Annotated in this window: 1 protein-coding gene and 1 pseudogene; both read right to left on the reverse strand. The window is 71.1% G+C overall.

Translation table 11 applies throughout. The annotated features are described in order from the left end of the window. Positions 1–1,109 (reverse strand): hypothetical protein (locus LzC2_RS21220; protein WP_171190017.1); only part of this gene is annotated, 1,109 nt, incomplete at its 3' end. A gap of 202 nt (positions 1,110–1,311) precedes the next feature. Then, positions 1,312–2,157: pseudogene (locus LzC2_RS21225) on the reverse strand (hypothetical protein); the annotation flags it as partial.

The following is a 2,157-nucleotide window of genomic DNA, read 5'->3' on the forward strand; positions in this document are numbered from 1 at the left end:
CGACCGGCGAGGGTCGCGATCCGCCGCGCCCGCGCCGCCCACGGCCCGCCGTGCGTCGCGACCGCCCGGTCCGCGTCTCGTTTGAGTCGGGCGAGCAACCGATCGGCCAGATCCGCCCGCCCCGCCGTCCGGGCCTCGGTCGCCAGTCGAGCGAGCACGGCCGCGGAGACGAACTCCGTTTCCGCCCCCAGCACCGTCGGCGTCGCGCTGTTTTCCTCGCCCCGCAGCGTCGCCACGCGGGCGGCGGCGGACCCCGGCCCGGCCATCTCCGTCCGCAATCGCAGCATCGCCGCGGCTTGGGAGTCGCCGGGAGTCCCGGCGATCACCGCCAAGGCCTCCGACGCTCCGCGGGAGTCGCCGGAGAGTCGGCGGGAGTCCGCCAGCAATACGGAGCGCGTGGCGAGCCGCTCGGCGCGGCGGATCGGCAGGGCGAAGTACGTCGCGGACTCCGCCAGGCGTTCCCGCATCGCCTTGTCGGTCGCGAGTTCCGCCCGCAGCACGCGCAGTTTTGCGAGGGCGAGGCCGGCTCGCTCGGTGAGGTCGGTCAGCTCCTCGGCGGTCAGCGGCTCGGAGTCTCGGGAACGACCGCGGACGAGGTTCTTCTGGCGTTCGTCCAGCACGTCGCGGAGGGCGTCGAGCCGCAGGTCGGCGGCGCGGAGGGCGGTGACGGCGGCGGCGGCCTGCCGGGCGGTCGGTCGCAGTTCGGGGAGGGCGTCGCGGCCCAGCAGGAGGGCGTGCGAGGCGTCGACCAGCGCCGCGGCGAGGTCGGTCCGCACGGCCGGGAGTTCCGGGTGTTCTAAGCGGACGGCGGCGAGGACCTCGGCGGCCCGGGCGAGCAGGGCGTCGCGCTCCGGGCCGTCGGTGTACCGGGCGTGCTCCGCGAGGGCGCCCGCCAACCGCACCGCGGCGGTTTGCTGCTCGGTGGGCGTCGCCGCGGGATCGCGAAGCGTCCGCAGGCTCGCCCCCTCCGCCACGCCGAACAACCCGCGTTCCAACAGCCCCGCGTGATAGCGGTCCTCCAATTCCCCCCCGACCGTCGGCGACGCTGCAATCAACAGCCCGAACGCCACGGCCCCGTACGCCATGATGACGGCGGTGCGGGCGAACACGGGCGAAGGAACCGATCGAGGCGAGGAAAACCCAATGACGATAGGTCGCCCCGGCCGCGGCAGGCAAGGGGGGTGTTGCGTGAAGCGGGCGCCCGGCGAGCCGGGGGGTTCACCCCCCCGGACCGGGAACGTGGTTCGCGTCGGTTCGCTTCGCTCACCGGTCCGGGGGGACAAGCCCCCCGGCTCGCCGGCACCGGGACAACTAATCCCACGCCCGCCAGCGGCGGAGATGTTGAGAGTCGCGGCGGGCGGCGTATCCCAACCCCTGGAGGGCGGCGTTTTCTTTCAGAGACATCCCCTCACGCCTGTGCGGAGCTTCTGACCGGAAGCTCGCCTCGAACCCGACCGGCAGCGTCTTCCAATAGGTGGCTTCAAACGGGGCGACCGGCTTCCAGACGATCTTCCGCGGATCGAACTGCTCCAATTCCGCCCAGTAGCTGAGGAACCGCGTCGCGTGTTCCCGGCAGACGGTGCGGATCGTTTGCGTCTCGAACGGGCCGTCCTCGGGCTTGTGCCAATGGTCGAAGAACTCCTCCCACCGCGGCTCCGTGAACGCTTCCCACACGGCCCCGCCCTCCGCGGTCAGGCGGATTGCGACTTCTGGATCACGCCGCCGCCGACGGTGCGGATCGCCCTCCCGATAGTACCGTTCCGGCTCGAAAGCCCTGCGGATCTCTGCGCCGGTCGCAATAAACGGCGTTCGGGTCGGCTGAACGCTTCTCTCCTGCCGCAAGATCGTTTCTCCTTCGATCCAGCCAGCGTTGAACATCCCCAATAGGGCGACGATGACTTCACTTTCGGTGAGTCCGTGGCCGCGGCCCCCGGGGACAAACGATCGGAGGAACCGATCGGGTTCTCGATAGTAGAACAGCGGAAAGCCGTAATGGATCAGCGAATTCAGAATCCAATACTCCCCGCGTGTCAGGCGGGGGACGAAAGAGCGGGACGACACGTTGGGGGGCCGCCCGGCGGGCGGCGGGTTGGTACTTGAAGACCGGACCGTAATTGCCGTCCGCATCCGCCGCAAGACGGCGCCGGGGGGCGGGGG

Source organism: Alienimonas chondri (assembly GCF_013036045.1).
GTDB classification, from domain to species: Bacteria; Planctomycetota; Planctomycetia; order Planctomycetales; family Planctomycetaceae; genus Alienimonas; species Alienimonas chondri.